At 75.2% G+C, this 24,705-nt stretch carries 9 protein-coding genes; 2 read left to right on the top strand and 7 right to left on the bottom strand.

Annotated elements, in window-relative coordinates; all coding sequences use genetic code 11:
- Positions 1-55 precede the first annotated feature (55 nt).
- The 5 genes from M1O15_RS12270 to eccD form a co-directional block, all read right to left on the bottom strand.
- Positions 56-529, bottom strand: a complete 474-nt coding sequence (locus tag M1O15_RS12270; protein WP_248633742.1) for a type VII secretion system-associated protein — start codon at positions 527-529, stop codon at positions 56-58.
- Between the two features lie 176 nt (positions 530-705).
- On the bottom strand, positions 706-1,029 hold the full coding sequence (locus M1O15_RS12265) for a WXG100 family type VII secretion target (RefSeq protein WP_248633741.1): 324 nt from the start codon (positions 1,027-1,029) through the stop codon (positions 706-708).
- 82 nt (positions 1,030-1,111) lie between these two features.
- Positions 1,112-1,447: a hypothetical protein gene (locus M1O15_RS12260; protein WP_248633740.1), complete on the bottom strand. Its 336-nt coding sequence runs from the start codon at positions 1,445-1,447 to the stop codon at positions 1,112-1,114.
- Positions 1,448-1,718: 271 nt separating this feature from the next.
- Positions 1,719-3,218, bottom strand: a complete 1,500-nt coding sequence (gene eccB / locus M1O15_RS12255; protein ID WP_248633739.1) for a type VII secretion protein EccB — start codon at positions 3,216-3,218, stop codon at positions 1,719-1,721.
- A gap of 27 nt (positions 3,219-3,245) precedes the next feature.
- Positions 3,246-4,646 carry a type VII secretion integral membrane protein EccD gene (eccD, locus tag M1O15_RS12250; protein WP_248633738.1) on the bottom strand — a complete coding sequence of 467 codons (1,401 nt, stop codon included), beginning with the start codon at positions 4,644-4,646 and terminating at the stop codon, positions 3,246-3,248.
- A 224-nt stretch (positions 4,647-4,870) separates the two neighbouring features.
- On the opposite strand from eccD, the gene eccCa reads away from it, so the two are divergent.
- The gene (gene eccCa / locus M1O15_RS12245) at positions 4,871-8,839 is read left to right on the top strand and encodes a type VII secretion protein EccCa (RefSeq protein ID WP_248633761.1); all 3,969 of its coding nucleotides are present in this window, start codon (positions 4,871-4,873) and stop codon (positions 8,837-8,839) included.
- A gap of 130 nt (positions 8,840-8,969) precedes the next feature.
- On the opposite strand, the gene M1O15_RS12240 is transcribed toward eccCa, so the two are convergent.
- Positions 8,970-10,175 (bottom strand): S8 family serine peptidase, encoded by a 1,206-nt coding sequence (locus M1O15_RS12240; protein WP_248633737.1) that lies wholly within the window; start codon positions 10,173-10,175, stop codon positions 8,970-8,972.
- Positions 10,176-10,374: 199 nt separating this feature from the next.
- Here M1O15_RS12240 and M1O15_RS12235 point away from each other — a divergent pair, with 199 nt between their 5' ends.
- Positions 10,375-13,683, top strand: coding sequence for a right-handed parallel beta-helix repeat-containing protein (locus M1O15_RS12235; RefSeq protein WP_248633736.1), 3,309 nt, complete (start codon positions 10,375-10,377; stop codon positions 13,681-13,683).
- 223 nt (positions 13,684-13,906) lie between these two features.
- On the opposite strand, the gene M1O15_RS12230 is transcribed toward M1O15_RS12235, so the two are convergent.
- Positions 13,907-24,334 (bottom strand): hypothetical protein, encoded by a 10,428-nt coding sequence (locus tag M1O15_RS12230; RefSeq protein WP_248633762.1) that lies wholly within the window; start codon positions 24,332-24,334, stop codon positions 13,907-13,909.
- Between the last annotated feature and the right edge of the window lie 371 nt (positions 24,335-24,705).

Genomic DNA, 24,705 nt, shown 5'->3' with positions numbered 1-24,705 from the left:
CGGGGGTCGGGCTACGGGGACGCGACCCGGGTGACGGGTCGGCTGGGGCGCGGGGCTAGTCGTCGTCCTCGCTCTCGCCGCCGCCGAGCGTCTCGTCCACGTCCTCGAAGATGTCGAGGAACTTGTCGCCCTCGATCTTGGCCAGGTTGTCGCCCTGGGCCTTGAACAGCTTCTCGATGCTGGTGCGCAGGTTGTCGTCGATGTCCTCGAACAGGGTCTTCTGCTCCTCCAGGATGGTCTTGATGTCGGTGATCATCTTCTTCACCGAGTCCTGGAGGTTCTTGCCGCTCACCTCCTTGTCGTTGTCCTTCATGATGCCGATGGTGAGCGGGAGTTCCGCGCCGGGCTTCACGAAGTCGGGGCGGGCGCCGCCCTCGCCGATGTTGGCCAGGGCCGGCACGTCCTCGCCGGTCGGGCCCACACCGTCCTTGGTGATCTTGTCCAGTTCGGCGACGAACCCCGCGACGTCCACGTCGAGGAAGTTCTGCAGCCACGCCTTGTCCAGGTTGACCGGGCTGTTCTCGGCCATGTACGGCTCCTGCTCCTGCTGTCGTCGGTCTGCCGGCTCTCGGACTCCACCGCCACGCCCTGCCCGCCCCCGGTGGGCCCGGGGCCGGCCGCCCGGCCGCCGGGAGGGCTCAGGAGAGCGCTCTCGGCGACGGCGGGCGGAAACCGGCCGGACCGGAGTGGGGGCGGGGCCGGGTGTCAGCGGCCGATGCGCACGTCGCTCCAGAGCTGGGTGAGGGACTTCTCGCTGTACTGGTAGTTGTCCGACACGTCGGTGAGCAGCCGGGAGTGGTTCTCCAGCAGGTTGCGCATCGCCTCGACGGCGTTGTTCCAGGCGAGTTGCTTGTCGTTGTAGACCTGCCGGTCCTCGCCTTCCCAGGTCTGCTTGAGCTGCTGGAGCTCGGCGTCGAGGTTGGCGAGGATGGTGGCTATCGCCCGGGTCTGCTGGACCATGTCGTCCGCCGCGTTGGTCATATGGCGGTAGTCGACGTAGATGTGTCCGTCGGTGAAGTCGTCGCTCATGGTGGGCCTCGTCTCGCAACGGGTGCTGAAGGGGGCGGGGGTGGGCCGGTCGCCGCCGTGGGTGGCGGGGACCGGGCGGGGCTCAGCCGCTGAGCGTGTCGAAGATGGACTGCGACTGGGTGTACGCGGTGTTGATGGACTCGTTGTTGGAGCCCTGGGTGAGACCCTGCGTGCGCAGCGTCTCGTTGAGGGTGTCGACCATGTCGCGCAGGTTGCGCGAGATGATCTCCGCCTGGTCGTCCCAGAGCTTGAGCAGGTCCTGGAACGCCTTGCCGTCCGAGCCCTTGAGGCCGGAGGACAGGTTGAACTTCATGTTCTCCACGTCCTGGCGGCAGTTCTGCACGCCGGTGAACGCCTGCTCCAGGGCCATCACACCATTCCGTGTGGCCTGTTCCTGTGACTGCTGCATGCCTGCCATGGACCGTAACTCCTCAGCTGACGCCGGTCGGCCCGCGGTCGCCCAAGGCGGCGGGCACAAGGGGGCCACATGCTCTCATCGAAGCGGCAACCGGTCCGTGCGCGGGTCCAGTTGAACCTCCAACAAAAGAGGTGGCCAGTCGGATTCTGCGTGAAGGGCCGTCAAGAATCCAGCCGTGCCGGTGACGTACCCGGTTTTTTACACCGACTACACGGATCAGACGCCCGTTCCTTCCGGATGGTTCTCCGGGGGGCGGCCCGACATGCTCCCGTCACCTCCGCGCCTCCTGCCCGGCGGCCGCCTTCGCCGGTTCCGCCTCGGATCCGGCCTCTTGGGGGCAGGGCGCGGCCGTGGTAGCGGAACGCCCGGTCACGGCCGCGGTGGTGCTGAGGTCGGGGCCGGTGGGGAGCATCGCCAGCAGCGGCGAGGGCAGCCCGCGGGCCTGCCCGGTGCCGTACCCGAGCGCGGCCAGCGACTCCTGGTCCGCGACCCGGTGCTTCGTTCCGCTCTCGGTGACCAGGTAGACCGTGGAGCCGAGCGCGCCGCCGCCCGCGCCGAGCGCCCGGACCAGGGCGCCGCCACCGGGGCGGACGGTGATCCGGTCGACCCGGGTGCAGGCGGGGGTCAGGCCCTCGGGGGCGGGCTGGGCGGCCGGGCCGAGGCCGCCGATCGGGGCGAGGGCGACGCTCACCCGCGTACCGCCGCCGGCGCTGCCGATACGGGCGCAGGGTGTCCAGCCGTCCGGCGGGGCGACCGCCCGCGGCGGCGACTCCGGCAGGTCGGCGGCCGGGTCGGTGTCCGGGGCGGGGGCGGTACGGCCCTCCAGGGCGGTGGCGCCGAGTTCGGCGGCGGCCGGCGCCTGCCCGGCGTAGGCGGTACGGCGGGTCTCGGGGTCGCCGAGGACCAGCGCGGCGCCGGTCGCGGTGAGCGGGGCCAGCCCGTCGCGGCGCAGCAGGTAGTAGCGGGCGGGTGAGCCGGGGACGGTGATCCGGAAGACCTGTCCGATACGCGTCTCGGCGCCGGCCAGGGACGGGCCCTTCTCGCCCCGGCCGGGCACCTCCGGCGCGGCGAGGGCGGGTCCTTCGGGCAGCGCGTTGAGGAAGGCGGCGGAGACCCGGGTACGGGGCCTGGCGTCGTAGCCGAGGGCCCGCGCGGCGCGGGAGGTGCCATCCAGCCGGAGCCGGCTGCCCCGCCAGAGCAGGTGGTCGGTGCCGTCGGGGCCGGTGACCAGGACGGCCTCGCCGGAGCCCAGTCCGCCGCCGGCGGTGGGGGCGCCGATGGCGAGGACGGTGGCGGCCGGCCCGTCGGCGGCGGTGGAGCAGACCTGCCAGGCGCCGGTGTCCAGCCGGTCGGCGGCGGGCAGCGCGTCGGGGGCGCCGAGGATGCCGACGGGTGAGCCGTGCGGGGTGCCGTCGAGGGAGCGGCCGCCCACCGAGGTGGTCGTGAGGTCGGCGCCGCCCAGCAGCCGGGCGGAGGCGTAGTTGCGCACCGGGCGCAGCCGTCCGTCGAGGAAGAGGTAGCGCGAGCCGGTCTCCTTGGCGACGACCAGGGTGCCGGGCTCCCGCCAGGAGTCCTTGGTGCCCGGTTTGAACAGGCCGAAGACGAAGGCTCCGGCGGAGATCAGCACGGCGATCACCACCCCGATGGCGATCCCGCGGTTGGTGCGCCCCTGGGGGCTCTCCGGTGCGTCCGGGTCGCCCCGGAGCATGGCGGAGGTGAGCCGGCCCATGACGAACATATGGGCCTGCACCTGGTCGCGTCTGGACTGCATCGCGCCCGCCCCTTTCCGATTCCGAGGTCAGCCGTTGAGGGCCCGCAGGGCCCCGTAGACGCCGAGCACCCACAGCACCAGGGGCAGCAGGGCGATGGCGGCCGCCGAGTGGAGCAGTTCCCCGGCCCGGCCCCAGTAGGGCACCAGCCGGCGGCCCGGCACCGTCCAGGAGGCGATGGCGATCCCGGCGGTGGCCGCGAGCAGCCCGACGGCCAGCAGCAGCCGGCCGGAGGGGTCGTAGTCCAGGGCGGCGGCCCAGGCCAGCAGGGCCAGGCCCCAGGCGCCCGGCATCACCAGCGACAGCCGCTGCCAGACGTTGCCGAGGCCCTGGGCGTGCAGCAGGAGCAGCAGCGACAGCACGGCGGCGGTGATCACCTCGGCGAGGCCGGGGTGGTGGGCGAGCATGGTGAGGCAGCCGGCGCAGACCAGCCCGACCGCGCCGTACAGGGCGCTCATCCAGCCGTCGGCCAGCACCGAGCGGGCGGCCACCACGGCCGTGGCGTGCGGTTCGATGCCCTCCTGGAGCTGCTGGGCGTTGGTGGGCAGCGGGGGCATCTTCAGTCCGGCCATCCGGAAGGACAGCGAGGGCACGAAGGCGCCGAGGAGCACCGCGAGCAGCGCGATGACGCCGGCCGCCTCCACGGGGGTCAGGTCCGCCACCAGCATGCCGGTGGCGGTCAGCGCGCCGAAGAGGGCGAGCACCGCGGGGGCCAGGAACAGCGCCGCGTAGGCGGCGACGGCGGCCAGTGCGAGGACCGTGCCGCCGGCCCCGGCGGCGGAGGCGGCGAGCAGCCGGGCGCCGAGCACCTCCTGGCCGTGCGCTCCGGTGATCGACCCGCCGGGCAGCAGCCAGCCGGCGACGGCCATGTAGGGGCCGACCAGCAGTCCGAGGGCGGCCGCCGCGCCGCCGTCGCCGACCGCGCGGGCCGCGGCGGCGGCGCCGGCCAGCAGCAGCAGCGCGGCGACGGTGGCGCAGACGGCGCGGACGGTGCCGGAGCCGCCGGGCAGCGCCAGCACCGCGAGGCCGGTGAGCAGGGTGGCGACGGCCAGGCCGCGCAGCACGGCGCGGGCGGCGGCCGGGGACCAGCCGTGCGGGCGGCGCTGGAGGGTGGTGGCGATGCCGTCGACCAGGTCGTCCAGGTGCACCTCGGGCAGGGCCTCGGTGCGCGGGCGCAGGTAGAGGGTCTCACCGTCGCGCAGGTCGAAGGAGTCGAGGGTGCGTTCCTCGTCCATCGGTTCGCCGCCGAGGCGCTGGAGGACCCAGCCGCCGTGTTCGACGCCGGTCTCCTCCAGGTCGTCCCCGGCGTAGCCGAGGACGGCCGGCAGCAGGTCGGCCACCGGTACGTCGGCGGGTACGGCGAGGTCGACGGTGCGCGCCGGGGCGCGTACGGTCACCCGGCACAGACCTGCCACCTGGTTGTCACTCATGGGGCTGGCTCACGCCCTTCCGCGTTCTCCACGTGTTCTCCACGCGTTCCGGTGTGGCGTCGTCCGCCCGCTTCCGCCCGGTTCGGGCAGGCCAACAGGCCTGGTCGCGGCCCCTTTTGACCTTGGGCACGCGGCCCGGACGATCGTAGTATCAATCATCTGTCCGAGGTACCCACCGCCGGCCGTCACCGGTTCCGGCGGGCGAAGGAGTCCGTACGGTGAGTGTGGTGCTGTTCCGCAGGCCGGCCCGCAGGCGGGGCCCGGAGATGCCGGAGGGGGAGCTGACCCTCCAGGAGCCGCCGGTGCTGCCCGAGGTGGTGCCCGACTCCTCGGCGGTGTGGACGTATCTGCCGATGGCGCTGATGTCGGTGTCGATGATGCTGATGTTCATCCGGCCGGGGTCCTCCGGCGGCAGCAGCTTCATCTATCTGGCGCTGGGGCTGATGGTGGTGGCCTCGGGGGCGATGATGCTGGGCCAGGTGATGCGTCGCAACAGCGAGCGCAAGCAGCGGCTGAAGGGCGAGCGCCGCGACTATCTGCGCTATCTGACCCAGACCCGGCGCAAGGTGCGGGCGGCCGTGGTCGACCAGCAGCGGGCGCTGGCCTGGCGGCATCCGGAGCCGGCCGCGCTCTGGTCGATCGCCGACTCCACCCGGTTGTGGGAGCGCCGGCCGCAGGACGAGGACTTCGGCGAGGTGCGGGTGGCCGTCGGGGACCAGAAGCTGGGGCTGCGGCTGAACCCGCTGGCGACCAGCCCGGTGGAGGACCTGGAGCCGCTGGCCGCGCATGCGCTGCGCAGCTTCATCCGGGCCTACGGGACGGTCCCGGACCAGCCGATCGCGCTGTATCTGCGGGCCTGGGCGCGGGTGCTGTTCCGGGGCGACGCCGAGCGGACGCGGGCTCTGGCGCGGGCGCTGGTGGGCCAGTTGGCGGCGTTCCACTCCCCCGACGACCTGTGGATCGCGCTGTGCGTGTCGGACGAGCGGCGGGCGGACTGGGAGTGGGTGAAGTGGCTGCCGCACCATCTGCACCCGCAGGAGACAGACGGGGCGGGCCCGGCCCGGATGACCGGGGCGGCCTTCGGTGAGCTGGAGGACCTGCTGGGTCCGGAGTTCCTGGAGCGGCCGGCGTTCGACCCGGAGGCGCTGCCGGGCCGGGAGGAGCCGTTCACGGTGATCGTGGTGGACGGCGGCACCGTGCCGGGCGGGCACCGGCTGGACGGGCCGGGGCTGCGCAACACCGTGGTGCTGGACCTGTCGGGCGCGCTGACCTGGCGGCCGGGCCGGGTGACGCTCCGCTTCGAGGTGGAGGACGGTGAGCTGCGGCTGGTGCGCACCGACCGGGACCGCAAGGAGCAGACCACCTTCCTGGGCGTGCCGGACGTGTTCGGGCCGCACACCGCGCGGGCGCTGGCCAAGCGGCTGGCGCCGTACCGGATGGGCATCGGCACGGACACCGCCGAACCGCTCTCCACCGATGTGGAGCTGACCACCCTGCTGGGCATCGCGGACCTGCACCGGCACGATCCCGATCCGCTGTGGCGGCGGGGCACCGGGCCGAGCCGGCTGCGGGTGCCGATCGGGGTGGGCGCCGACGGGGTGCCGGTGGAGCTGGACATCAAGGAGTCGGCGCAGGGCGGCACCGGACCGCACGGCATGCTGATCGGGGCCACCGGCTCCGGCAAGAGCGAGCTGCTGCGCACCCTGGTGCTGGCGCTGGCGCTGACCAACTCCTCCGAGACGCTCAACTTCGTGCTGGTGGACTTCAAGGGCGGGGCGACCTTCCTGGGCCTGGATGAGCTGCCGCACACCTCGGCGGTGATCACCAACCTGGCGGACGAGGCGGCGCTGGTCTCCCGGATGCAGGACGCGCTGCACGGCGAGCTGATCCGCCGCCAGGAGCTGCTGCGGGCGGCCGGAAACTACACCTCGGCGCTGGAGTACGAGAAGGCGCGGGCCGCCGGGACGCCGCTGGCGCCCCTGCCCAGCCTCTTCGTGGTCGTCGACGAGTTCAGCGAACTGCTGGCCGCGCATCGCGAGTTCATGGAGCTGTTCGTGATGATCGGGCGGTTGGGCCGCAGCCTCGGGGTGCATCTGCTGCTGGCCTCGCAGCGGCTGGACGAGGGCCGTATGCACCAGTTGGAGAGCCATCTGTCGTACCGGATCGGTCTGCGGACCTTCTCGGCGATGGAGAGCCGCGGGGTGCTGGGCGTGCCGGACGCCTACGAGCTGCCCTCGGCCCCCGGCGGCGGCTACCTCAAGTCCGGGGTGGAGGCGCTGACCCGGTTCCGGGCGGCGTATGTCTCGGGCCCCTACCGCGAGCGGCGCGGCAGCGCGGGGCAGGCGCGGGCCGCCGGCCAGACGGTGCCGTGGGGTACCGGCTACGTCGTCCCCCGGGCCGTACCCGACCCCCCGCAGCCCGAGGCGGAGGCCGAAGAGAACGGCAACTCCCTCCTCTCGGTGGCGGTGGATCGGCTGCTCGGGGAGGGGCCGCCGGCCCACCAGGTGTGGCTGCCGCCGCTGGACCTGCCGGCCACCCTGGACCGGATCCTGCCGCCGCTGGCGCCCCATCCGGAGCTGGGCCTGACCACGGCGGCCGCCCCGGGCCGGGGGCGGCTGAAGGTGCCGATCGGGGTGGTGGACCGCCCCTTCGACCAGCGGCGCGACCTGCTGGAGGTGGACCTGTCCGGGGTGGGCGGGCACATCGCCATCGCGGGCGGCCCGCAGAGCGGCAAGAGCACCATGGTGCGCACCGTGCTGGCCGCGCTGGCCCTCACCCACACCCCCAGCGAGGTGCAGTTCTACTGCCTGGACTTCGGCGGCGGCACCCTGGCCGGGCTGGCCGGACTGCCGCACATGAGCGGGGTGGCGGCCCGGCTGGACGCCGAGCGGGTCGGCCGGACCATCGCGGAGGTGACCACGCTGCTGGCGTCCCGGGAGAAGTTCTTCCTGGACCACGGCATCGACTCGATGGCGAACTTCCGCCGCCGCCGGGCCAACGGGGAGTTCCCGGACCAGGACCACGGCGACGTGTTCCTGGTGATCGACGGCTGGTCGACGGTCCGGCAGGACTACGACCGGCACATCACCACCTTCAATGCGATCGCCGCGCGGGGCCTCAACTACGGCATCCACCTCATCGTCACCACCGCCCGCTGGGTCGAGCTGCCGTCGGCCGTGCGCGACCAGGCGGGCACCCACCTCGAACTGCGGATGGGTGACGCGATGGACTCCGAGATCGACATCCGCCGGGCCGCGACCGTGCCCCGCACCGCCGGCCGAGGCCTGACCCGGGAGAGCAAGCTCCACTACCTCACCGCGCTGCCGCGGATCGACGGCGTGGAGAGCTCGGACGACCTCGGCGAGGGCGTCGCCGGGCTGGTCGCCGCGGTACGGGAGGCCTGGACCGGCCCGCCGGCCCCGCAGGTCCGCATGCTGCCCACCGAACTGCCCCTGTCCGACCTCCCCGCACCGCACGGGGACTTCCGGGTGCCCATCGGCCTGGAGGAGGACGAACTGTCCGTCGTCTGGCACGACTTCGCCGAGAGCCCGCACATGATCGTGGTCGGCGACACCGAGAGCGGCAAGACCAACCTGCTGCGGCTCGCCGCGAAGGCGATCATGGACCGCTACACCCCGGCCGAGGCGCGGATCATGGTGGTGGACTACCGGCGCGAGCTGGTCGAGGCGGTGCCCGACGAGTACCGGCTCGGGCACGCGGTCTCCATCGACGCGCTGCGCGACCTGGTGGACGGCGCGGCCCGGGCGGTGCGCACCCGCGTCCCGGGCCCGGACATCGCCCCGGGCCGGATGCGGCTGGCCGACTGGTGGAACGGCCCGCGGCTGTTCGTCCTGATCGACGACTACGACATGGTCGGCTCGGGCCCGGTGAACGCCCCCTTCGAGCCGCTGCTCACCCATCTGGCGCTGGGCTGGGAGGTCGGCCTCCACCTGATCGTGGCCCGCTCCGCCAGCGGCGCCGGCCGGGGCATGGGCGAGCCCCTGATGCGCCGCCTCCAGGAGGTCAACACCCCCGCCCTGCTGCTCTCCTGCCCGCCCTCCGAGGGCTACGTCTTCGGCAACGCCAAGGGCCGCCTGCTCCCCCCGGGCCGCGCCACCCGCATCGCCCGCCGCAAGACGGTCCAGGTGCAGACGGCGTTCCTGGGTGGCGGGGAGGAGGAGGGCCGGGCCTGAGGCGGCCCCGCGAGCGGGGCGGGCGGTACGAGGCCGACCGGAACGGGTCGGACAAGGCGACCGGAGCCGAATGCCCGGCGGTCAGCGCCGAGCAGGAAGCACCCCGTACAGCGCCGACCGCCGCACGGCGTCAGGGCCCCGGTGGGTTCGGCGGGGCCGTGGGGGGCTGGGTCGGGGGGCGCCAGTGGCGGGTGCGGCCGCGGGGGATGATCGCCGCCGCGGCGGCCACCAGGATGAGCAGGCCGGCGCCGGCCGCGGCGACCACGAGGGCGCGGTGGCGGGGCTCGTGGGGGGCCGGGGCGGGCATCCGGGCGGGGGCGGGGCGGGGGGCCGACCCGGAGGCGCCGTCCAGGACGGCGGTCAGCGCGGCGTAGGGGTCGAGCCGCGGCGGGCTCGCCGGGTAGCCGGTCGCGGTGAGCCGGTCCCGTACCTGGGTCGCCGTCAGCTCCGGATGGCGGGAGCGCACCAGCGCGGCGGCGCCCGCCACATGGGCGGCGGCCAGCGAGGAGCCGCTGCCGATGTAGTGGCCGGTGCCGCGCGGGCCGGGGCCCACCACCGAGCCGCCGGGGGCCGCGAGATCGGCGCCCACGGCGGTGGGCGCCTTGGCCGGGCGGCTGCCGTCGGGGCCGTAGTCCAGCACCGACAGCGCCCCCGGGGCGGACGCCGGCCAGTACCAGGTGGCGGGCGGCGGGCTCTCGCCGCGCGGGTCGTCCGGCAGCGCGTCGGGGGCCGCCGGGGCGACCACCAGGGCGTCCTTGGCCCGCGCGTAGGCGACCGCGCCGGTCAGCTCGGTCCGCCCGGTGGGCAGCGCCCGGGAGACGTAGATCACCTTCGCGCCCGCCGTCGCGGCGGCGCGGATCGCGGTGGCCACCGACACCGGCGTGGCGGTGCCCCGTTCGTCGGTGCACCGCACCGCCAGCACCCGCGCCTCGGGGGCGACCCCGACCGCGCCCACCCCGGGCAGCGGGGCCCCGGCGATCAGCCCCGCGGCGAAGGTGCCGTGGCCCACGCAGTCCTCCCCCGCCGAGGCGAGCGTGCGCACCCGCCCGGCCAGCGCCGGGGCGCCGGCGCCCACCCCGGTGTCCACCACCGCGACGGTCACCCCCGCGCCCTTGGACTGCCGCCAGGCTCGGGACAGTTGCAGGGCCCGTACCGGCCAGGGCGCGGTACGGGCGGTCTGCCCGGAGGCGCCGGTGCACGGCTCGTCCGCGGGCAGCTGCGCGCGCACCACCGGCAGCGGTACGGGGGCGGCGGACGCGGGGGCGGCCGTCAGGGGCGGCACGGCGGCCAGCGTCAGGGCCGCCGCCAGGGCTGCCGCGGGAAGCGCGCGTCTCATGCCGCGCATCCTAGGTCGTCCGGCCGAAGGGCGGGGCGGGCGGCCGGAGTCGGCGCGAGGGCGGGCCGACTCGGCGGGAACGGCCGGTGAACTGACCCGTTCCACCTGGTAGATCACTTCGGCCTCACGTAGCCTGCAGGAGGTGCGCCGCGCCGTCCCGCGTGGGCCGGAGGCCGCACAGGGACGAGGGAGGACCAGCGTGTCACGGCAGTTGCTCATCGTGGGCCCGGACGAGCCGCAAGGAAGCCGGACCATCGGTGAAGCCCTGACCCAGGCCCGGAGCGGGGCCGTGATCCGGGTCCGCCCCGGCCGCTACCCGGAGAACCTCACCGTCCGCACCCGGGTGACCATCGTCGCCGACGGCGAGCGGGGCAGTGTGGAGATCTGCCCGCGCCGCGGCAGCGCCGTCTCCCTGGTCGCGGACGCGGTGATGCTCACCGACCTGACCCTGCGCGGTGGCACGGAGGACGTGCCGGTGGTGGACGCGGCGCGCGGCCAGATCGCCATGGACGGCTGCACGGTGGCCGGTTCGGCGTGGACGGCGCTGCTCGCCCGCGACTCCGGCTCGCTGGCCATGCGGGACTGCCGGGTGAGCAACCCGGACGGCGCGGGGGTGGTGGACACCGCGCCCACCGGGACGGTGGTGGCGGACTGCGTCATCGAGAATCTCGGCACCACCGGCGTGGTCATCGGCGAGCAGGCCCGTACCGCCGTGCGCGGCTGCCGCATCCGGGACGCCCGGGGCAACGGCGTGCTGGCCAACGGCGAGGCGACCGGCACCGTGGAGGACTGCGAGATCTCGGGCACCGAGAAGCCGGCCATCGCCCTGGAGGGCAGCAGCGCCACCCGGGTGGCGCGGACCCGGGTGCACGACGCGGCCGTAGGCGTCTACATCACCAGCGACTCCCGCCCGGTGCTGGAGGACGTCACGGTCACCGGCACCCGGGGCCCCGGCATCGTCATCGCCTCCGGCGCGGCCCCCGAGCTGGTGGACTGCCGCACCTCGCGCACCAAGGGCAACGGACTGGCCGTCACCGAGCGGTCCCGGGGGATGTTCCGGGGCTGCGCGTTCGACTCGGCCGGCGCTTCGGCGATCCGGGTGATCGGCTCCAGTGCCCCGTCGCTGACCGACACCACGGTGCGGGACTGCGCCGACCCGCTGGCGGCGGTGCTGCTGGACGAGGACTCGGCCGCCGAGTTCGACCGGCTGCACCTCCAGGACGCGGCCGGCACCGGGCTGCTGGTCCGCGGCGGCGCCAACCCGCTGCTGCGCCGGGCCCGGGTGCTCGACGCCCGCGGCACGGGCATGGAGGTCGTGGACGGCGGCCGGGGCCGGCTGGAGCACTGCGAGATCGAGGGCGCCGGCGCGGACGGCGTGCGGATCGGCGCCGGCGGCAACCCCCAGCTGCGGGACACCGCGATCCGCCAGTCCGCCGACGTGGGCCTGCGGGTCGCCGCGGAGGGCCTGGGCACGATACGAGACTGCCGGGTGCACGCCTCCGGGGCGTCCGGCGTCGGGGTGGACGGCGGCGGTGAACTCTCGGTGCTGCGCGCCGAGATCACCGACTCCGGGGCGCACGGGGTGCTCGCCTCCGAGGGGGCCCGGGTGACCCTGTCGGCCTGCCTGGTCAGCGGCTCCACCGGGGACGGCATCCGGGTGGACAGCGCCGAACCGGTCACCGCGACCGGCTGCGCCGTACGGGAGAACCGGGGCGCGGGCCTGCGGCAGACCCGGCCGGGCGAGCGGCTCACCGTGGAGGACCTGACCAGCACGGGCAACGGCGCGCCGGACCTCTGGGGCGCCGAGGTGGCGGCCCAGGCGGCGGGCGCCGGGGGCCGGCCGGGCCGGGCCGCCCCCAAGGGGCCGCTGGAGGAGCTGGAGTCGCTGATCGGGCTGGCCGACGTCAAGCACCAGGTGCGGACCCTGGTCAACCTCAACCAGCTGGCGCAGCGCCGGACCCGGCTCGGCATGCCGGTGCCGCCGATGAGCCGCCATCTGGTCTTCTCCGGGCCGCCCGGCACCGGCAAGACCACCGTGGCCCGGCTGTACGGCGGCATCCTGACCGAGCTGGGGGTGCTGCGCTCGGGGCACCTGGTGGAGGTCTCCCGGGCCGATCTGGTGGCGCAGGTGATCGGCGGCACCGCGATCAAGACCACCGAGGCGTTCAAGGAGGCGCTGGGCGGGGTGCTGTTCCTGGACGAGGCGTACACCCTGCTGTCGGACGGCAAGGGCGGCGGCGCGGACTTCGGCCGGGAGGCCATCGACACGCTGCTGAAGCTGATGGAGGACCACCGCGACGAGGTGGTGGTGATCGCCGCCGGCTACACCGACGAGATGGGCGCCTTCCTGGAGTCCAACCCGGGTCTGGCCTCCCGCTTCACCCGGACCATCGACTTCGCCAACTACTCGGTGGAGGAGCTGGTCACCATCACCGAGCAGATGTGCGAGGCGCACCACTACACGCTGGACCCGGGCACCCTGGACGCGCTGGCCCGCCACTACGGCCGGATGGAGCGCGGCGCCACCTTCGGCAACGGCCGTGCGGCGCGGCGGGTGTTCGAGGAGATGGTCGACCGGCAGGCGTTCCGGCTGGGGTCGATGCGCGATCCGGCCGAGAGCGACCTGTCGCTGCTGCTCCCCGAGGACGTGCCGGTCGGCCAGGGGGCCGACGCGCAGGACGCGGCGGGCAGTTCGGACGAGCTGCTGGCCAAGCTGGAGGCCATGGTCGGGCTCTCGGCGGTGAAGCGGGCGGTGACCGACCAGGTCCATCTGCTGGCCACCGCGCGGCAGCGGCGCGCGGCGGGGCTGCCGGCCCCCCGGATCAGCCAGCACCTGGTCTTCTCCGGGCCGCCCGGCACCGGCAAGACCACGGTGGCCCGGCTGTACGCGGACATCCTGCACTCCCTCGGCGTGCTGCCCAAGGGGCAGTTGGTGGAGGTGGCCCGCGCCGACCTGGTCGGCCGCTATGTCGGGCACACCGCGCAGCTGACCAAGGAGGTCTTCGAACGGGCCCTGGGCGGGGTGCTGTTCATCGACGAGGCGTACACCCTCACACCGGAGGGCTCGCCCTCGGACTTCGGCCGGGAGGCGGTGGAGACGCTGCTGAAGCTGATGGAGGACCACCGCGACGAGATCGTGGTGATCGCCGCCGGGTACAGCGCGGAGATGCGCCGCTTCCTGGACTCCAACCCGGGCCTCACCTCCCGGTTCACCCGTACCGTGGTCTTCGAGGACTACACCACCGACGAGTTGGTGGGGATCATCACCGCCCAGGCGGCGGACTCGGGCTACGACTGCCCGCCGTCCACGGTGGAGGCGCTGCGCGGCTATGTGGCGGCGCTGCCCCGGGACCGCTCCTTCGGCAACGCCCGTACCGGCCGCCAGCTGGTGGAGGAGATGATGACCCAGCAGGCCCGCCGGCTCGGCACCATCGCCACGCCCGGCCTGGAGGACCTGCGCCTGCTGCTCCCGGAGGACCTGCCGGGCGCCCGCCAGTCCCCGGTCTGACGCCGCCCGTACGGGCCCGGACGCCGCTGTCCCGTACGCGCCCCGGACGGCGGAGTCCCGTACGGGCCCGGGGCCGCAGGTCAGGGTGCCGGGGGCACCTGCCACCTGCCGTACGGAGCCAGGCCGCGGTTAAGGGCACCCGGGCCACCGCCCGTACGGCCCCAGGCCGCGGAGGTCAGGCGTCGGGGCCACCGCCCGTACGGGCCGGGCCCGGGGCCGCGGTTCACGGCGCCGGGGCCACCTGCCACCGGCCGTCCGGGAGCAGCCGCACCGTGAGGGTGCCGGTGCCGTCCGGGTCGGCCCGGTAGGAGCGCGTCCCTCCCCCGGGCAGGATGACGTCGAGGTCCAGGCCCAGCGCCTCCGCGGCGGCCACCACCACGGCCAGCGCCGCCGCGTCCGCCCCGCCCGGCGCGGCCTGGGTGGCGGCGACCCGGCGGGCGAGCAGCCAGCGCAGCTGCTCCTCGGGGGTGAGCCCCAGCTCCTCGGCGCTCAGGGTGCCGCCGGCCAGCACCGCCTGGACGGAGGCGGCGGCGGACACGGTGACCCCCGCGTCGGCGAGTTCGGCCACCGGTACCGGCTGCCGGCGGTCGAGCAGCGCGGAGCGCCGGTCCGGCCCCAGCGCGGCGAGCAGCGCCTCCTCGAAGCCGTCGAACACGGCACCGGTACCGCCGGGCGGCGACGGGGCAGGCGGTCCCGGCGGGGACGGGGCCGGGCGCGACGGCGGCACAGGCGTCGGGCGCGGCGACGGCACAGGAGGGGCCGGGCGCGACGGCGCCGGGGGCGGTGGGGCGGAACGCGAAGGCGCCGGTACGGCGAGGCGGTAGTGGCGGTCGTCCAGGAGGAGGACGAGCGGGGGGTACGGGCCGGGTGTGCCGCCGCCGAGCGCGGGCGGGAGCCCGGGGCCGGGCCGGCGCCCCGGGGTGAAGGTCTGGAAGGTGCCGTCGCCGCGGACCACGGTGACCTCCACGCCGAAGGTGCGGGCCGCGAGGAGCGGGAGCAGGTCGGCGGCGGAGTGGTCCCAGCCGGTGTCGCCGGGAGCGCTGCCCGGCCGCAGCAGCTGGGACCGGGCGAGCCGGGAGCGGGCCGTGGAGTCCAGCGCGGCGGCGTGTGGGACGACGGCGAGCTGGTCGAACTCGCGGCGGCCGGGCGTCCCCGGGGCCAGCGCCGCCACCGGCCCGGTGGCGTCGATCTCGGCGGCGGCGAAGGTGTCGGTGTCGTCCGGGGCGACGGCGTCCAGCAGGTCCGCGTCGGCCGGGTCGGCGAGCCGGGCGGCGAGCATGGCGCGCAGGATCCGGGGGGTGTCCGGGTCGGCCGGGTCGATGCCGTGGTGGGCGGCGAGGGCGGGTGCGGCAGCGGCCAGCCCGTGGGCCAGGGCGTGGAAGAAGGCGTCGCCGTCGCGGGGGACGTCCAGCAGGGTGTGGCCGGTGCCGTCGGGCGCGGTCAGCCGGGTGCCGTCCGGGGATGCGAGGTAGCGGGGGCGCGGCGGGGCGGGCGGCGCCGGGGGCCGGGGGCGGGACACGGGCCGGTGGGTCACCGGCGGTGGTTCGGCGAGTCCGGCGCGCAGGGCGCGGCCCTGGGGGGTGGCGCCGAGCTGGTGCCAGCGGGTGAGCAGGTCGGTGGCGGCGCGTACCCGGTGCAGCTCGGTGGCGGCGGCCTCGGCGGTGCGGGTGAGGGCGCGCAGTTCGGCACGGCGGGCGTGCAGGGCGCGGCCGGCCGCCCGGGAGCGGATCATGGCGCGGTCGCGGGCGGCCCGGGCCGAGGCGTCCTCGCGGGCGGCCCGTTCGAGGGTCCGCGCGGCGACGCGCTGCCGCCGCCGGGCCTCGGCGGTCCGCTGGTCGGCGGCGGCACGCAGCGCGGTGGCGGTGTGCCGGGCCCGCCCGGCCTCGGGCGGGGTGGCAGCGGAAGTCACCGGGGCGGGGCCCGCCGGCGGCGCGGGAGGTGCGGCGGCCTCGGCGGTGGTGAGCCGGGCCAGGGCGGATCCGTACGCGGTACGGGCGTCGGCGGCGCGGCGGTCGGCCTCGGCGGTGTGCCGGGCGGCGGCGGCCTGGGCCGTGCGCAGGCGTTCCTCGGCCCGGCGCAGGACGGCGGGGCGGGGGCCGCCGCCGGGCAGGGCGGCCCAGCGGGTGAGGTCGTCCCGGGCGCGCCGGGCGCGGTCCACGGTGTGGCGGGTGGACCGGCGCACCTGGGCGGCGGTGTCGTCGGCCCGGGTGATGGCGGTGGCCGCGGTCTCCAGCTGCCCGGCGGCCGTCTCCAGCCCGTCGGCGGCCGTATGGGCGGTCCGCCCGGCGGACTCGGCGTCGGCCAGGACGGTGTCGGCCTCCTCCAGGGCGTCGACCAGCGGAATGAGCCGGCGGGCGGTGTCCCGGGCCGCGGTACGGGCGGTGTCCAGCGCGGCGGCCGCGGCGTCCCGCTCCTCGCGCAGCCCCGCTGAGGCGCGGCGCTTCTTCCAGTACGCCTTGTCGGCGTCGGTCCAGGCCTTGGCGGCGGCGGTGACCGCGTCCCAGGCGGCGGAGACCCGGGCGGGGAAGACGGTGTCGTCGATCAGCCCGAGCTCCCGGGCGACGTCGTCGCGGATCCAGACCAGGGCGTGGGTGCGCGCGGAGACGGCCTTGGGTCCGCGAGGCGGGTGCTTGGCGAAGGGGCCGGTGAGGTGGCGGGCGAGGCGGCCGGGCGCGCTGTCCTTGACGCCCCGGTGCACCTCGGCGACGGCGAGCCAGTCGGTGGGCACGGCGAAGAGGAAGCTCCGGCCGGTCTTCGGTTTGACGTTGAGGGAGGAGAGGTGGTCCTCCCCCACCGGCGCGCCGTCCCCGTCGGCGGCGTAGGGGCCGGTGAGGGTGGCGGTGGGCTGGTTGAGCCCGGTCTGCTCGGTGCGGATGGCGACGCCGCCGCCGAGCGCCGAGTCCTGGGTGTTCTCCTGGGAGACGGAGGTGGACACGCCCTCGGCGGTCTCCCGCAGCACCTCCGTCTTCATCCCGTCGGCGACGGTCAGCAGCACCGCCCCGGAGAAGTCCGGCACGGCGTGCAGGGAGAGCCGGGCGGAGTCGGTGCCCACCGGGTTGCGGTGGGTCAGGCCGGGCACCTCGTAGCCGCCAGGGGTGGCGGCCTGGTCGTAGAAGGTGGACAGCGCGGTGTTGGTGGTGGCGTCCTCCAGGGTCTGGGCGGGGCCGCCGCCGGGGTGGGTGAGGGTGGTGGTGGAGGCGCGGCGCAGCAGGGCGGCGCGGCGGGCGGCGTCGGGGGCGCCGGTCCCGTCGCCGTCGCCGTCCAGGCCGCCGAGGTCGGTCCCGTACCCCTCGGCGATGGCCCGGCGGCTCGCCTCCCGGATGTGCTCCAGGCCGAGGACGCGGCGGACGTGGAAGCCGTTCTCGGGGACGGTGAACGGCCGGAGGCTGCCGTCGGTGTGGCGGGCGCCGCCGCCGAGCAGCCCGGGGCGCGCCCCGGAGCGAGGCGGGGTTGTGGGGGTGAGGTCGGGTGGGGCGAGCCGGGGGTCGGAGGCGGCGACACCCGGGGCAGGACCGGGCGCCATCAGGCTGAGTGGTACGTGTTCGCGCAGCGCGCCGGCGTCACCGGTGGCGGTGATCCGCTGCCGGCCGGTGAAGCGCCGCGCCGCCTCGCCCGCGCGTGCCCCGGCCCTCCGGCGGGGGGCGGGGGAAGCCCCACCCCCGTCAGTGGGCGTCTCGTCGTCGAACTCCAGGGTGAGGCGCAGCCGGTAGGGGGTGGTGATCTCGGCGTGCGGTTCGGTGGAGGCAGCGCGGTAGGTGGTGCTGCTCGCGGTGGAGTGGGCGGCGGAGACCGAGCGCCGCGAGGTGCCGGTCTCGGTGTAGACGGGCCCGGCGGCGACGGCGGTCGGGTCGCCGGTGTGGACGGCCTCGCCGACCAGCATGCCGATGTCCTTGCCGGAGGTGAAGTCGGCGCTCTCCTGGACGGACTGGACCGCGCGGCGGTTCTCCTCCCGCTCCTGGGAGTGGTCCAGCATCTCCAGGGCCGGTGTGCCGGGCAGCAGTTCGACCCGGACCCGGGCCCGCCGCCCGCCGACCCGGACCTGCCGCCACCCCCAGCCGCCGGAGCGGGTGGCGGTGCTGGTGCCCGTGCCGGTCAGCTCCCGGTGCAGGGCCCGCAGCACCCGGGCGGTGACATGCTGGCGGATGTGCTCCTGGGCGTGGTCGTCCAGCCCCAGGGCGGCCACCTGCGCCTGGAAGTCGGCGAGGACGGCGGTCGGGTCCAGGCCGTTGACCGGATAGGTGCCGAAGCTGTTGCCCCGCATCCAGGGCTGCGGCGACCAGGCGTCGGCGGTGTAGCGGGGTACGGGCCCCAGGCCGTCGTCCAGGATGCCCAGCAGATGGGCGCTCTTCTCGGGGACATGGGCCAGCCAGCCGCCGGGGACGGAGACCACCGACCCGGCGGCGCCGGCCAACGAGGAGGGGACGAGCGGGAGACCGGCGGCGGTGGTGCCGAGCATGCTGGAGACCATCGCCAGTCGGTGCTCGACGGTGCCGCTGACCAGGACCTGGTGGCCGAAGCTCTTGAGGTTGAGGTCGGCGACCACGGCGCGGCTCAGGGTCAGACTGCGCTGGCCGCTCTCCGACCAGGGGTTGGCCACCAGCCCGTACGCGCCGAAGGGCCCATGCGTCCCCGAGTGCGGTTTGGCGTAGGTGAGTTGGCCGCCGAAGGAGTGGGTGACGCTCCGCCCGGTCTTGCCGGTGGCCTGGGTGCCGCTGCCGAGGATCATCTCGGTGTCCATCTCCACCGGACCGGTCAGGGCGTGGATGCCGGTGACGGTGGTGAACTGGCGGAAGGTGCCCCACAGCGTGCCGTACGGGGGTTTGCCCATCAGGCCGGCGGTGGTGAGGCCGAGCGGGCCGGAGCTCTGGTCGAAGGAGGCGGTGGCGAACTGCGGCTGGAAGGACCTCAGCACCGCCTCCCGGGCCGGGGCGCCCTCGTAGGAGAACTGCCAGCTCCCGCCGGAGGCGTCCCGCATCACCGTGCCCGCGGTCTCGACCAGTCCGAGCGGCACCACCACGGTGAGGGTGAGGAAGGCGTGCTGCCGCAGCTCGGTGAAGAGCCGGTGCTCCGGACCGCCGGGCGGCGGTGGTCCGCCGGTGGCCAGCGCATGCGCCTGGCGGCGGGTCAGGGCGGTGCTGGGCAGGGCCCCGCCGAGGGTGCGGTACGGGTTGGGGAAACCGGGCCGGTGCGGGTCGACGGCCGGGGTGTGCCGGTCGGGGACGCTGATCAGGACCTGGCCGGTGACCGGGCCGCCGCCGACCGGGGCGCCGTTCGGGCCGGTGCCCATCAGCAGGGCCTGCGGGCGGCGGAAGACGAACGGCTGGGTGCCGAGCAGCCCCAGGGTGGCCACCCCGCGCACCAGCCCCCGGAACCGCCAGTGGCCGCCGTGGCTGACGGTGAGGGCGAGGTCGTAGCGGTAGAGGTGGGAGGCCTTGGTGCTCACCGACATGGGCTCGTTGGTGACCGAGGCCCCGTGGCCCGACTCGGAGTCGTGCTGGACGGCGGAGCGCCAGCCGAGCGAGAGCACCCCGGCGTTGTCCGGGGCGCCGATCGCCTCGCCCGCCCCGGGGTCCGGGTCGCGGAAGGCGAGTTGGAGGTCGAAGCCGCCGCCCAGGGTGCGCTTGCGGCTCTCCTGGCCGTCCATCCGCTGGCCGCCCGGGGCGCTGTGCCGCAGCTTGAGGTCGTCCTGCCGGCCCTCGTACCGCCGGTTGGTCAGCTCGCCGTGCACCCAGACGTAGCGGTGTCCGCGTCCCAGGGTGCCGGGCTCGATCAGCCGCACCCGGATGCCGGTGGTGGTCAGCGCCTCCAGCGCGGCGCCGAGGCTCTGGTGGGAGAGCGCGGTGAGCACCGTCAGCGTGTTGGCCAGCGCCGTCTTGTAGGCGTCGTCGCTGGTCCAGCGGCTGCCGGGACCGGGCGGGGTGAGCTGGTCGAGCGGGGCGACCATCCCCGGGTACTCCGCCGCCAGGGTGGTGAGCAGGGTGTCGGCGAACTCGTCCGGCAGGGTACGGGCCGGACCGCCGCCGCTGGTACGGGTCCGGGCCCCGTTGGCATGGGCGAACTCCTCGACCCGGTGCATCCCGAGGGTCGGCGGATGGTCGACCGTGAGATAGGCGGGGGCGAACGGCTCGGGCAGCCCGTGCCGGGTGGGGAGTGCCGTCCCGTCGTCCCAGCCGGCCAGCCGCCGCGCCTCGGTACGGGTCATCCGGTCCACGCTCCAGGTCTGGAAGACCCGCGCGGGGCCGCCGCTGCCCACATGCCGGACGTGCACCGTCTTGCGGACCAGATACAGCCCGGTCGGGTCGCCCTTGACCTGCCCGGAGGTCTTCAACCCGCCGAAGCCGCCCAGGCCGTTGGAGCGCGAGACCGAGAACAGATAGCGGAAGGCGGGCCCGAACTGGAGCCGGAGGTTGAGCACGCTGTCGCCGAGGTCGAGGAAGTTGAAGGCGGGTCCCAGAACCCCGTCCAGCCCGAAGTTGAGGTTCCGGGCCAGCGAGCGGTCGCTGCGCACGGTGGAGGTGATGATGTCGCGCAGCTCGGCGTCCGGGGTCTCGTCGACGAGGGTGGCGCGCACCGGCACCACCCGTTCCACCACGAACACCCCCAGCGGGGTGCGCCCCCGATCGTCGGCGAAGAGCGGGGCGGTGGTCAGCCGCCCGGCGGCCAGCATCCTGGCATGGCGCTGGAATGAGTCGCTGGAGAAGAAGGCGTCCAGCTCCCGGTAGGCGGAGCTGCCCGGCGCGGCCCCGACCCGCTGGGCGGCCCAGTCCCGGATACGGGTGACCGGGCCGAACCCCTCGGTGCGCACCAGCCGGTACTGGGAGTCCTGGTCCAGTGCGATGGACCGGGGTATCCGTCCCGCCTTCGGCGGCTTCACCGCGCTGTCCGGCAGCCGCAGCGCCAGCCCGTCGCGCAGCGCCAGCCCGAGCTGGGCGCCCTGAGCCGGCCCCGCCGTACCGGGCGGCAGCGGCTCGGTCACCACCCGCCCGTCGGCATCGGTGACGGACAGCTCGACATACAGGTCGTCCAGATAGACCTGGGAGCCGTCCAGCATCCGGGTCTCGGCCTGGCTGCTCACCTGGTCGGTCAGCCCGTAGCCGACCTTGGTCCCGTAGCCGCCGCGCACCGCCAGCCGCCCCAGCCCGCCGAAGGCGAGCGCCGACGGCGGCCCCAGGAACGGCCCGCCGATGCCCAGTTGGGTGGTGGACTGGACGTTCGCGCCCCGGCCGGACTGGACGGTGGCGCGGTCCATGGTGTCGACCTTGGCGGGCTTGCCGTAGGTGTCCTCGAACCGCTGCCAGCGGCCGTAGTGGCGGGCGGTGACCTTCAGTATCCGCACCTCCCCCGCCGCGTTGGTGTACGGGAAGGACAGCCCGCCGACCAGCGTCCGGGGCCGCTGCCGCAGGGCCGCGCGCAGCTCGGCCACCGGACCCGTACCGGGCGGTGAGCCCGGCCGCCGCGCCCCCGGCCGCAGCGTCTCGCCGCCGTCCAGCAGCGCCCCCGCCTCGGCGGCGATCAGCTCCGCGCCCCGCAGCGTCACCGCGCTCTGGCCGAACGTGGCGGGCTGGGTGAGCAGTTCGTCCAGCAGCGCGGAGTCGGCTCCGTCCAGCAGCGAGGCCAGGTCGTCGATGTACGCGGGGATGGCCCCGCCGTCGGCGAACCGGGTCCGCCCGCGCCGCGCGGCCGGCGGCCGCACGCCCCGCTCCAGCCGGGGCGGCCGGGTGCCGTCCAGCCGGTTGCGGGTGCCGGTGGTGGAAGGGACCACCGGCTGCGGCGCGGGGGCGGGCGGGGCCGGTGGGGCGGGGGGCGGTACGGGGATGGGCGGTGCGGGCGCGGGGACGGCCGGGGCCGGGAGCGGGGTGCCGGTGCCCGGTCCCGTACCCCCTCCCGTACCACCATCCGTACCGGGCCGGGGTGTACGCGGCTCGGCGCCTCGCGAGGCGGGCGGCGGGGCGTCCGGCGGGGTCGGGGCGGGCCCGTCCCCGACCGTGCGCACCGGCCGGACCGGCCCGGGTGGCGCAGGTGCCGGAAAAGGCCTCGGCGGCCGGGCGCTGTCCGCGTCGAGGTCGCCGATGTGGGCGGCGAGCAGGCTCAGATGACGGCCGCGCAGCCCCGCCTGGGGGAACCCGTCCGGCGCCGGCCGGGTGTAGTCGCCCAGCAGGCTGCCGGGAACGTCCGGCCGGTGGGCGGTGTCCGGCCCGGTGCGGGACTCGTCCCGCAACCCCAGCTGGTGGCCGATCTCATGGGCGTAGTCGATCGGCTCGGCGTCCGCCCACCAGGCCGTCCGGGTCATCGGCTGGTCCCTGCCGACCAGGTCCACGGTGAGCGCGTGCGGCTGGGGCCCGTCTCCGACCGGCTCCACGGTGATGTGCAGCAGCTCGCCGCCCGGGAGCCGGTACCGGGGCGCGTTGTAGTGCTCCTCCACCCCCGCCCGCAGCTTCTCCCAGACCTCGGGCGGCAGTTCCTCCGAACCGCCGGAGACCCGCACCGTGAGGTCGGTGATCGTCTCGCCGCCGTAGGAGACCCGCCGGGCCTCGAACCCGGACCGGACCACGTACTGGGTGGTCTGCCCCGGCCGCGCGGGATCGGCCGGGGTGGACACCGGGTCGACCCAGACATGCTCCCGGGTCACCGGCTCCACGGCCTTCCGCGCCGCCTCCCAGCCCGGGTCACCGGTCAGCGGGGCGGAGGAGGGCGGCGGACCGGGCTCCGGAGTGTCCGCCGCCTCCGAGGCGGAGTCCGCAGCGGTATCCGCGCCGTCGGTGCCGTCGCCGGTGCCGTCGCCGGTGCCGGATGCGGCGGGGGTACGTACCCGGGTGCCGTCCTCCCCGCCGGCGGACCCGGCGGTGGGCCCGGCGCCCCCGGTCGCGGACCCGGTGGGCCCGGTCGTGGATCCGGTACCGGCGGGCCCTCCACGGGGGGTGCCGTAGTCCGGCGTGCCCCGGTCCGCACCCGTCTCGGCCGCCCCGGGCTCACCCTCCGGGAGGAAGGCATCGGCGGGGTCGTCCCCGGCACCGGGCCTCAGACCGGTCGGACCGACGGGACCCGCAAGGCCGGTGACGCCGCCGGGCAGGGGGCGGCCACCGCCCGGGGTGAGAGAGGGCGTGGTGGTGCCGGGAGCCGGGGCCTCGTCGCCGGTGGACGGGGTGGCGCCGGAGTCCAGGGTTCCGGCACCGCGTGGACCGCTCGGCCTTCCGCCGTACTCGCCGAGGAGACCGTCCACATCCGGCCGCACCACCGGGGCAGACGGGGACGGCAGCACCCGCGGCGGGGCGAGCGCCCCGGACGGCGTCACACGGGGCGGGTCGAGAGCCCCGGGGGCGGTCAGTGGTCCGGTGCCTCCGGCCTCGAAACCGCCGGAACGGGACGGCGTCTCCGTCCTGCCGGACACCCCCGGGTCATCGTCAGCCCCCTCGGGGCCCGGATGCGACCCGACGGGGCGTGGGACGGTCCCTCCACCGCTCGGCAGGACGGGAGGCGGTCCCCCGGCCGACCTGGTGGGCAGCGGCACCGGGGACGGGTCGCCGAACCGGGCCGTGTCCCCGCCGGAGGTCGTCGTGGACAGCGGAGGCGGCGGTACGAAGGGCGCCGGGCCGGTCGGTGCGGGCGCGTGACGAGTCGGCGCTCCGTCCACGCCGCCCGCACCACGGCCTCCCGGTCCGCCACCGGCCGGGCCGACCCGGTTGACCTCCGGGAACGCCCGCGTATCGGTCAGCCACTTGTTGAGCCAGAGTCCCCCGCCCCCGCCTCCGACGTCGGTCACCACCTGGAACATCGAGCTGGTCCCCGACCCGACGAAGGTCTCCCACTTGAACTCCCAGACCCCATCGAAGAGGCCCTGGACCAGCACCTCCGCCGCACTCTCGCTCACCGCGCCGACCACGAACGCCTCGGGCAGGTCGTTCAGCACATCCAGCGTCTTCACCGTGAACGGATTCCGCTTCACCCACGAGTCGAAGCCGTCCACGTTCTTCTTCAGATAGTTCTTGAAGAAGTTCCCGAACAGGTCGAAGGCTCCTCCGAGCCAGCCGGAGAACAGGCCGGCCAGCGCCCCGAACGCCGCCCCCTTCCCGACCTCCTTCCAGTCGATACCGTCCGGCTTACGCGGCCCCTCGTTCAACGCGATCTGCGCCAACTGCACCGCCAACACCTGCAACGCCTCGGTCAACGCCCCCGTCAGCGCCGGACCCAGCCCCGACATCCGCAGCAGCCGCTGCACGATCAGCAGCACCGCCAGCCGACTGCGCGCCCGCGCCAGGAACATCTGCGTCACCGACGTCCCCCCGGTGAACGCCGCCAGCGCCGCCAGGATCGCCAACTCCGCGATCAACGAGATGATCTCGGCGATGATCTCCCACTTCGCCCCCTGGATCTTGATCGAATGATCGACCTGACCCGCGGAGATCTCGTCCAACTGGTCGACCATCTGGTCGATATGGCTGATCCCGGCGTCATCCACCAACACCGACAGGGCGCTGATGTAGGGGTCGGCGACCTCCTTCGGGAGCGCGGTCGCCGCCTCCGCGATCGACGCGCGGATCTCCTCCTGGAGCGACTTCAGACCACGGCCGTAGCGGTGGTAGAGCTCACGGCTCTCATAGGCGAGGTTCTCCCTGGCCTCCAACGGCATCTCACCGATGAGGATCCAGAGCATCTTCCGGACATCCTCCGGAAAGTTGATCTCCTGCACCCAGAACTCCGCTCACCGTGGCCGCGTTCGACGCGTGGGCATCGTAGGGAGGCGAAGGGGGCCGATCAGCACCGTTCCGCGCAACCTTGCGGCGGTTTGCAACGGTTGGGGATGACGAGTCTTCCGGAACGCTTCCCCGGCGGTTCACCTCCGCGCCGCCACCGCTCCCCCGCCCGGCCGAAAAGGGCGCCCGCGCACACCCCGAAGCCCTTCGCCCAAAATATTCGCTGCATAGGGAAACTGAAACGTTTCATCGCCCTATAACGGACACACTCCGAGGAATTCCCCCCAGAACTGATCACCCGTCACACGCGTTCCCCATACCGCCGCACTCC

The organism is Streptomyces lichenis, from assembly GCF_023218175.1.
GTDB classification, from domain to species: Bacteria; Actinomycetota; Actinomycetes; order Streptomycetales; family Streptomycetaceae; genus Streptomyces; species Streptomyces lichenis.
This window is presented reverse-complemented; position numbering and strand designations above follow the sequence as displayed.